The sequence below is a fragment of the Chryseotalea sp. genome (assembly GCF_057350905.1).
Genome location: NZ_JBMRCF010000008.1, coordinates 858,985 through 868,655 on the forward strand (window position 1 = coordinate 858,985; position 9,671 = coordinate 868,655).

At 40.5% G+C, this 9,671-nt stretch carries 9 protein-coding genes; 4 read left to right on the forward strand and 5 right to left on the reverse strand.

Translation table 11 applies throughout. From position 1 onward, the window contains the following. Positions 1–11: 11 nt before the first annotated feature. The 5 genes from ACO1XM_RS12300 to ACO1XM_RS12320 all read right to left on the reverse strand — a co-directional run bounded on the left by ACO1XM_RS12300 (position 12) and on the right by ACO1XM_RS12320 (position 6,899). Positions 12–3,092 carry a TonB-dependent receptor gene (locus ACO1XM_RS12300; protein ID WP_486229326.1) on the reverse strand — a complete coding sequence of 1,027 codons (3,081 nt, stop codon included), beginning with the start codon at positions 3,090–3,092 and terminating at the stop codon, positions 12–14. Positions 3,093–3,214: 122 nt separating this feature from the next. Next, entirely contained in the window at positions 3,215–4,189 is a 975-nt protein-coding gene (locus ACO1XM_RS12305; protein WP_486229328.1) for a FecR family protein, read from the reverse strand. 142 nt (positions 4,190–4,331) lie between these two features. Then, entirely contained in the window at positions 4,332–4,853 is a 522-nt protein-coding gene (locus tag ACO1XM_RS12310; RefSeq protein ID WP_486229330.1) for an RNA polymerase sigma-70 factor, read from the reverse strand. A gap of 181 nt (positions 4,854–5,034) precedes the next feature. Next, positions 5,035–5,535: a thiol peroxidase gene (tpx, locus tag ACO1XM_RS12315; protein WP_486229332.1), complete on the reverse strand. Its 501-nt coding sequence runs from the start codon at positions 5,533–5,535 to the stop codon at positions 5,035–5,037. A 59-nt stretch (positions 5,536–5,594) separates the two neighbouring features. Further along, a complete protein-coding gene (locus ACO1XM_RS12320; RefSeq protein ID WP_486229335.1) occupies positions 5,595–6,899 on the reverse strand; it encodes an amidohydrolase in 1,305 nt (434 codons plus the stop codon). A gap of 64 nt (positions 6,900–6,963) precedes the next feature. On the opposite strand from ACO1XM_RS12320, the gene ACO1XM_RS12325 reads away from it, so the two are divergent. From ACO1XM_RS12325 to ACO1XM_RS12340, 4 genes are all read left to right on the forward strand, one after another. Next, a complete protein-coding gene (locus ACO1XM_RS12325; protein WP_486229337.1) occupies positions 6,964–7,287 on the forward strand; it encodes a Rieske (2Fe-2S) protein in 324 nt (107 codons plus the stop codon). Positions 7,288–7,450: 163 nt separating this feature from the next. Then, complete coding sequence (locus ACO1XM_RS12330) at positions 7,451–8,407, forward strand: hypothetical protein (RefSeq protein ID WP_486229339.1); 957 nt, start codon at positions 7,451–7,453, stop codon at positions 8,405–8,407. A 42-nt stretch (positions 8,408–8,449) separates the two neighbouring features. Continuing rightward, complete coding sequence (locus ACO1XM_RS12335) at positions 8,450–8,842, forward strand: hypothetical protein (RefSeq protein WP_486229341.1); 393 nt, start codon at positions 8,450–8,452, stop codon at positions 8,840–8,842. Between the two features lie 95 nt (positions 8,843–8,937). Next, positions 8,938–9,663 carry a Ser-Thr-rich GPI-anchored membrane family protein gene (locus tag ACO1XM_RS12340; protein WP_486229343.1) on the forward strand — a complete coding sequence of 242 codons (726 nt, stop codon included), beginning with the start codon at positions 8,938–8,940 and terminating at the stop codon, positions 9,661–9,663. Positions 9,664–9,671 lie beyond the last annotated feature (8 nt).

Genomic DNA, 9,671 nt, shown 5'->3' on the forward strand with positions numbered 1-9,671 from the left:
ATCTTGTTGTATTAAAAATCAAACTTTACACCAATGCGTGTCCACCACGAATAGAATTCACGTTGCACGTATCTGGTCTCCCTGCCTTGGTATACTTCAAAAGGTTGGTTAGTGATATTGAGAAACTCAGTGAATACACGGAATTTTGGATTAATAGTGAAGGTGGCCGTTGCGTCTACTTGCATGCGGTCTTTTACAAAAAGATCTTCACTGGCATCATCACCAAGCTCTGTAATGTACTCGCCATTAAAGTTGCTTGACAAACGAATGTTGAAGCGCCCCAAGTCATAACCCAATGAAAAGTTTCCAACATGCTTAGCCTGACCGGGCAGACGAACTTCCTCAGTTTCATTGATATTTTCGCGTGATTGAATATCAGCAGCTGACCTTGTAAAGGTATAGTTTGCATAAACACTTAACCCACTTAGTTTACCAGGAAGGAAAAGCAGATTTTGCTGGTAGGCCAACTCAAATCCAAGGAGGTTAGCGACTTCACCATTTTGAGCTTGTGTAAGTTGAATATCAGTACCAAAGTTGCGACCATTGTAAGAGCTTACTTCAAAACGTTTATTAAAAATGAAATCGCTTAAACGTTTATAGAATACGCCCCCAGAAAGAATACCAACAGTACCGAAATACTTTTCTCCTAAAAGATCAAAATTGGTTGCTGATACAGGTTTTAACAATGGATTACCAACATTGCCTTCGCGTGCATTTAAATCAATCTCCTGCGCAGGAACGATGCTCTCAAAGTTAGGGCGGGAGTAACTGCGTGTGGCGGCAAAGCGGATGTTAGTGCTTTCATTGATGCGATACCGTGCATGAACTTGAGGAAGTAAAAATGCATAATCTGTGGTGCCGGAGACTGGTACAATCTCATCTAAGTCACCTTCAAAATCGTAGTATACTTCCTCTGATTGATAGCCAACTTTGGTGCTTTCAAAACGCAGACCGGCTAAAACCATTATTTTCTTCAACTGAATTTTTGTCATGGCATAAGCCGCGTACACATCTTCAGTAGCCCTGTATGATTCTACTGCTTCTGTTGCCAGCTTGCCCTCTACATCCAACTCATAACCGTTGCGATTATTATTGAAGTGATCCATTACACGGCTAACATCAATGTTTGGTCTGATCAGGTATTTGCCGTTAAGAAATTCGCCCGCAGGGCCACCTTGAAATTTCTCTAATGTGTAGTCGCCTTCTAAATCACCGAAAACAACATCACCACCGGCCCAGCCAAAAACGTTTTCGGTGATATCAAAACTTTTTTCCTTCAAGCGTGCTTTACCACCGAATTTGAAAAGACCATCACCTGTACCTAACTGGTAAGGAATGCCAATATTAAACTTAGCCGTTTTGTTTACATCCAATGCATAGGTACGACCACTTACAAATTCATCAAACTCGTAATTAGCATTGTTAAGGTAATCGTTGTTAGGATTAAGATTGCCTAAACCATTTACCGTAAATGTGGGATACTCAGGATTGGTAGCGAAGTCGATTTGAATGTCATCGAACTCGCCTACAGTGTTTACTTCAATATCGAAGGGTGTGTCTTGTATGGCTTCAGCGTACGCGACTTCATAATCGAGATTAAATTTTGCGAAGGTATGTTTACCACCCAGGTTAAAGCTGCTTACAATTTGTTTTTCTAACCTGTCTTTGGTTGCACGCTCTATTTCAATGCTTTCAAAAGGTGAATTATCCACATTGGGTACTAACAAGTAAGTTCTGCGTTGCTCACGATCGGTAAATTTGTTATAAAGCGTACGGAAATAAAACTCGTTCTGATTATTAAACTTGTAATCAACGGTGCTACTAAGACCAAGCCTCGTTCTTACCAATTCATAATCACGAATTTCCATTTCATCACCATCGCGCTCCCAGTTGTCAGAGCCTCTGTCTGTTTCATAATAGCTGGAGTTGAGCATTACACCAAGTTTATTGTTTAAGAAGCGTTTACTCACTTCGAGTGATCCTTGTAGATTGGCTCTTCCTACAATATCATTATAACCCATCAGTGCAGATGCCCTCACGGATGTTTCTTCACTTTGTGCTGTTCGTGTAATTAAATTAACACTACCACCAATCGCATCGCCATCCATGTCGGGGGTAATGGCTTTGGAAACTTCAATGGAAGCTAATTGATCTGCCGGCACTGCATCTAAAGCAACATAGCGCACACCTGCTTCAGGAGAGGGCACTTGTTCTCCATTGATACTGATGTTGGTAAACTGTGGAGCAAGACCTCGCACTAAAACATAGCGGCCTTCACCCTGATCGCGTTCAATGTTTACTGCAGGTACACGTTGTAAAGCTTCAGCCACGTTTACATCAGGGAAACGCCCTATCTGATCTGCACTTACAATGTTCTTAATATTATCCGAAGACTTTTGCTGATTTAAAGCACGTTGTTGACCTTGTAAAGTACCTGTAACAACAATATTTTCTAATTCCTGGATATCGTTGCTCATTTTTACCTCAACAAAGAGATTAGCATTGCCCACCACATTTACTTGTTGAACCTCTTTCTTAAATCCGATATAAGTAAACTCCAGTATTATCTCACCTTCAGGTACACGCAAAGTAAACTCTCCGTTGAGGTCTGTAACTGTGCCGATATTGCTATCTAGTATTCGAATACTCGCACCAGGTAAAGATTCATTGAGTTGTGCATCAACTATTCTACCACTCACACTTCCCAAAGCAGTTGATGCTTTAGCAGAAGCAGCATTTACCACAATAATGGTATTGATCTGATGGAAACTTATTTGATTGGCTTTTGATATTTTATCCAGCACTTTACCTAAAGAATTATCAGTAGCAGTCAAAGTAATTCGCTTGCTCAGATCAACTTTTTTAGGATTGTAGGTGAAAGTAAATTCTGTATCTTTTTCTATAAGTGAGAATATATCACTGATACTTTTGTCATGAGCAGTGATCGAAATAGGTACTGCATATAAATTTTGTGCGTTTCCATTGTTTGCAAAAAGCAAATTCAAGGTCAGGCATTGCACAAGCAGTATTGTCAGGGCATATTTAGTTGTCATGTGTAGTACCCGGATAAGTGTGGGTAATCTTTTTTGCATATTTTTGAAATAGTTTAAGTTGATTACAGATTGACTTAGCTGTTGAATTCACTGCTCTATTTCCTGCAAGAAGCGGACAGTGTCATTCAATTTCTGCCGGGGCCACTATGGCTCCGGCTCTTTTATTGGCATCCTTTTCCAGATATTTTCACCTCCTTATTTTTAATTTCAAATTCAATTTCGGCAGCATAAGCAATGGCTTTTAGTACGTTTTCAAGTGTTTGATTTTTATACTTACCCGCTATTTTGCATTCTTGTATGGCAGTGTTAGCAAAGGATATCTCAACCCCGTACCACATTTCAATTTTTGTAGCGGCATCAGCAAGGCTCAGGTTATTAAGAATCAAGGTGTTGTTTCTCCATGCGAGAATAGATTCCAGGTCTGCTTGTTCACGAATGATGTTGTTGCCTTTCAGTGTAAGCTTCTCATTAACTTTGAGCAACTCAGTGTACTGACCATTGCCTACACTTACGAGCCCAGTTCTCACAGCCACTTCGGTTGTTGTCTCATCAAACTTTATATTGAAAGAGGTACCCAGCACTTTGGTTTGCACATCACCCGTGTGAATAATGAATGGACGAAGCGAATCTTTATGAACCTCAAAAAAAGCCTCTCCTTTCAGCAGGTGTACTTCACGCATGTGGTCATTGAATTGTTCAGGCAAATGAATACTGCTACCTGCATTTAAATACACCACTGTGCCATCACTTAATTGAAAGTGCGATTTTTGGCCGGGAGGATTAGTTTTGATAACGTAGGCTACCTCAGGAGCAACAGATTTTATTGTGTAAATAAAAAGCGTTGCAGTTACCATGGCGAATACACTAACAATGGCAGCCACCTTCAGCCAGTTTATTTTTTTCTCTGTTGAAGGTGCAAGTTTATCAATTCTGGTATTTAGTGAATGAAGTGCTTGCTGCTCGTTAAAATCTTCATGGTGAGTGTAGGTTTTATTCCAGACTTCACAAAATTCATTGAATCTTTTTTGATTCTCTGCATTAAGTGAAATCCAGTCAAAGAGTTGAATTTGTTCATCTGAACTGGCCTCATTCGATAAATATCGAACAATAAGGTTTATTGGAATATTTTCCTCCATAGCATTTGTTACTACTGCGTAGAGTGAAATAGCAGCCTGGCACCACTATGCTTCGGTATTAAGTATGTGTTATGTGTTTGTTAAGGGAGGCGTGATTTGAGAAAGGACCCGATAATTTTTTAAAAGCGGAGTAAAGAAGGGCTTAATAATGTTTGGTTGTATACCTGCTGAGGGCACCTCTGAGCACAACAAGGGCCTTCACGATTTGATTCTCGACTGTTTTTTCTGAAATATTTAAGAGTGTTCCTATTTCCTTATACTTCAAATTATCAAACCTGTTGAGAATAAAAATTTGACGACAACGGATTGGTAAACCCTCTACCACACGATTGAAATACTCTTTAAGCTCAATATATTCATGAAGGCTATCAGGCTCATGATGCCGCTCAGCATAACTATTGAGCACATCCTCCAGATCGTTGAAGAGTGGCTGTCTTTTTCTCACCAAGGCAATAGAAGCATGTTTTACGCATGTGTATAGGTAAGCCTTTACGCTCTGCTCAATGTTTATCCGGTCTTTGTTTTGCCAAAGCGAAAAGAAAACATCACTGACGATCTCTTCTGTTTCTTCTTTATTTCTGGTGTATTGGTAGGCGAACTGGCAAAGGCTTTTGTAATAAGTTATAAAAAGTGAGTTGAAAGCAAGACGATTACCTTGTTTCATCGATTGAAATTGCGCAATATCTTGTGTTGGTGTAGGCACAGTCAGAATTCATGTAAAAATTCTCTTTTGCCATTACCCCGTTAGGTCGGAGATGTTAACAAATGGTTAATTTTTCCTTGGGCATAAAAAAACTCCTTGAACACTTGTGTTCAAGGAGTTTTTTAGAATAAAGTCGAATGATTTAGAGCGCTTTAATAGCTGCCTCGTAATTAGGTTCCTGACCAATTTCAGGAACTAACTCGGTATGTTTTATTTTACCATCAGCACCTACAACTACGACAGCACGTGCATCCAATGCTTCAAAAGCGCCATCAGTAATTTCTATACCATAGTTTTTTGAGAAACCTTTATTGCGGTAATCACTTAGCGTTACTACGTTGTTTAACCCTTCTGCACCACAGAAACGCTTCATCGCAAAGGGCAGATCTTTAGAGATGCATAATACCACCGTGTTATTAAGTTTGCTGGCTTCTGCATTAAATTTACGAACCGATGCTGCACATACACCAGTATCAACACTGGGGAAGATATTCATAACTACATTTTTGCCTGCGTAGTTCTTCAAGGATACTTCGCTCATATCAGCTGCATTGGTAAGAATGAAATCAGGTGCGGTATTGCCTACAGCAGGCAATTCTCCATTGGTATTGGTGGGCTTTCCGCCCAAGGTAATTTTTGACATGTTGGTTAGTTTAATTTTAAAGTAATAACAGAAGTACTTGAATAAAGTTCAGCACTTGATTATTTGGCGTACATATAATCAAGGGTAAGATTTAACATGGCTTTAAGACCAACTAACATGCCACGTTCATCAATCATAAAATCAGGTGTATGATGACCGATAGCATCTTTTAAAGGATCTTTATCTGGTGGGCAAGCACCTACAAAGAAAAAGAAGCCCGGCACCTTTTGCTGGTAGAAGGCAAAATCTTCAGCACCAGTTACTGAAGGAATTCTCACCACATTATTTTCACCAGCTGCTTTTTGTAAGCTAGCCACAACTTTTTCAGTAAGTGCCGGATCGTTATACGTGACAGGCGTCATCTTTTGAATTTCAATTTCGGCTCTGGCGCCCATACTTTCGGCAACCTTAGTCACCATTACCCTCATCTTCTCATGAATTTCGTCTTGCATTTTTGTATCCAATGTTCTGATGGTTCCGGCCATCTCGGCATATTCAGGAATAATATTTTCGCGAATACCAGCATTGATACGACCCACCGTAACTACTGCAGGCTCTTGTGTAAGATTAACCGATCGGCTTACAATGGTTTGCAGACTGTTAATGATTTGAGCAGACACAACAATAGGATCTATACCTCCCCAGGGAGCTGAACCATGTGCCTGCTTACCATACACTTTAATTTTAAACCAATCGGAAGCTGCCATTAAACCGGCAGGCTTATAAGTAATACGCCCCAGCGGAGCAATGGACTGAATGTGTGCACCAAAGATTACATCTACTTTGGGATTTTCAAGCACTCCTTGCTTTACCATTAAATTGGCACCCCCTTCTTCACCAGCCGGAGCACCTTCTTCTGCGGGTTGAAAAATAAATTTTACAGTGCCCTTTAATTCAGCTTTGTTCTGGGCAAGTATTTCCGCAGTGGCCATCAGCATAGCCACGTGGGTATCATGCCCACAGGCATGCATTACACCAGTTTCTTGTCCATTAAAAGTGGTGCGTTCCTTTGAAGCAAAAGCAAGGCTGTTGCGTTCAGTTACAGGCAAAGCGTCCATATCTGCACGCAAAGCAATCACCGGCCCAGGCTTACCACCCCTCAGTATCCCAACAACCCCTGTATGCGCAACGCCCGTCTGCACTTCAATACCCAATGCTTTAAGGTGAGCAGCTATTTTCTCAGCAGTTTTAACTTCCCGGTTAGATAGCTCAGGGTACTGATGGATGTTGCGTCTCCATTCAATCATGCGTTGCTCTATGGCAGCAGCCTGCTGCATCACTTTAGTTTGCAGTTTAGGGCTTACCTGTGCAGTAACAGAAAGTGTTAGCAGAGAAAGCACTGCACTCATTAATAAATTTTTCATACGTTTAGGTTATGACTAAATCCGAAGGTAGAAAATTAGGCAGGCTAAGCAAAGGCAAATCGTTATGTGGGTAAAAATCTTTACACAAAAGGAGCAGGCTTTTGCGCAATTACCTGATGGAAAGCCAAAATTGCTAAAGGTAGACCCGTATCGAATTACACTGGTGCGCAGAGGAGAGCAGTTTTTTGCGGTTGATGATTTTTGCACACACAATAAAGAATCACTGAGTAAAGGTCATGTAAATTTCCGAAATGAAATTATTTGCCCCTGGCATAACTACTGCTTCGATTTGCGCACGGGTAGAGAAAGCCAGCAACGGTCTGCCGATCTGTCCACCTTTGCAGTAAAACTTAATGAAGAGGGTTTGTTTATCCAGTTGCCGGATTAGCATATCACAATTGACAGTTGACGAAAAGTTTAACGTATACTCAGTAAACACATTTTGCTTAATGCCAATTGCAGTAAAATTTGATAAAACTCATTAAAACTAAATTACCACAACAAGCCTTGCAATCTAAACAACATTTTTTCGTTCTTTGTCCGTGCAATCCATGAGACTGATCTACATTTTACTACTGAGTTTTTGCTACTTGCCAGACTACGCCCTGCAAGCACAATGTGTACCCGATACTGAAGAAGTTTTTTTTCAACGGTTCACGATTGTTAACCAAATGCCTGAGCGCATTCTTAGCGGCCGTAGCTTGTTATTCTATAACAGCAGTTTGAGTCAGAAAGAATTAACGCGTATACAGGAATCATTTGCCGGTGTAGGTATAGATGCTGTGCTGGCCATAGAAATTGAGAAGCTACTCTCAGGGCATGATGTAAGAAGAAGTCTTTTCGAGGCCATACAAAAGCGCGAGATAAGCAACCTTGTTTTTATTCAGAAAAGCCAACAAGGGTATCGTTGTACCATGACAAAGTTTAACCAGAAGTTTACCTTTATCAATGCAAAACAAGCAGCCTGGCAGCTTGACAAAACAGCCCTGGGCGAATTACTATTACAAATGAATAGGGACGTGCAGAATACCTTTACACGGCAAAATTATCTGATAAACGATCAGCCGGAAACAGAAGTAAGGCTGAATATTATACAAGGCAGCAGAATAGAATCCCTCAGCAGTGATTTACGGGTTGACAGACTAGCAGTAAGACTTTCTGATCGCATAGAAGATAATGAAACGTTAAAAGGGATTATGAGCACCTATCCATTTAAAGTGGAGTTTGTTGGTGACAGCATCACTGATGCTGAACTAAGGTTAAAGGGATTCTGGTATGTGATGCAATCAATTCACCTTCCGGAAAAACAAGCCAGGGAATTATTGGGTTATCCGGCAACTAAAGGATTAAATAATAGTGCTGGCCTCACCAGTGTTTACAAATTCTATTTTAAGAAGCTCGAGTTCAACAATGTATATGTAGGTAAGGAATGGGATGCCGCTCCCACCTGGCAGGAAGCACTTCAAAATATTTTATCGAATCTGCGTGAGGAGCTTAATGTTCGGTAAGCTCTGGCATAGGCCTTGCTGTTAAAGAATAAACAGACAGGTATGAAAAGGAGGGTGGTAATAATTCTTTTGGCTCTTTTGATATTCACCAAAGTTCAGGCCTATACATCTGGTATTGCTATTAGCACTGTAAGAAAATCGGAGGTTGTGCAGGTTTTTGTAAATGGCAGACTGTATAATAAAACGCCTTCAAACTTCATCCGCATTAAGAGCACGCAGGGCACTTTTCACTTAAGGGTGAAAATACTTAATATTCATACCCGTCAACGACAAGAAATTGTTCAAACCATTAAAATTTCCAAGGGTTTTGAGTATTTCTATGAGATTAAACAGGAAGAGGGTAAAGTGCCAAAATTGATTCAAATGAGGCGTTATCCCATTTATTCACGCTACTTCCTTGATTACGGCCTATACACAAGAGGGCAGCACAGTTAAACAGAATTTTATTTCGCGGGAGTTACATGTACCTTTTATAAGGTATTATGGGTGATTTTAGTATCTTTATTATTACTTAAAACCAATGCCCCCTTATGAAAGTAACAGCAATCGCTTTACTGCTGCTGGCCGCTACCCCAATTTTTGCCCAAAAGGTAACAATCAAACGTGTGGAGTTGGCTGGTGAAAAGATAATCGTACACTACGATTTAGAAGACAGCAATCCTAATAACGAGTATCAAATTGCCCTGTACAGCTCACAAAGCAATTTTAATACAGCCCTAACAAAAGTTGTTGGTGATGTAGGTAATGAAGTGAAACCCGGTACAGACCGCAAGATTGAATGGAACGTTCGTGAGGAACTTGGGCCATACAAGGGCAGACTTTCATTAGAAGTAAGAGGCAAGCAGTTTGTGTCGGTAGCGAAGTTTACCAACATAACAACAGCCACTAAAATGAAGCGTGGCAAAAATCACATTATTAACTGGAAGCCCGGTAATAGTAATCCAATCAATATCGAATTTCTGAATGGCGGACAGCAAATTGTTGCTGCACTAAATCAGCCTAACAATGGAGCCTACACGCTCTATATTCCGAAGAAACAGGGTAAGGGTAAAGATTACATCATCAGGATTACAGATACCCGCAACACACAAGATGTGGCCGTATCAAAACCCTTTATGGTAACACCTACTATTCCATTGTTGCTGAAAGCAATACCTGTAGTGGCAATAATCGGAGTAGCAGCGGTACTAGCCAGTGGTGGTGGTTCTGATACGGGAGGAGATACAATTCCAAACCCTCCTTTCCCTAGTAATTAATTTTTACA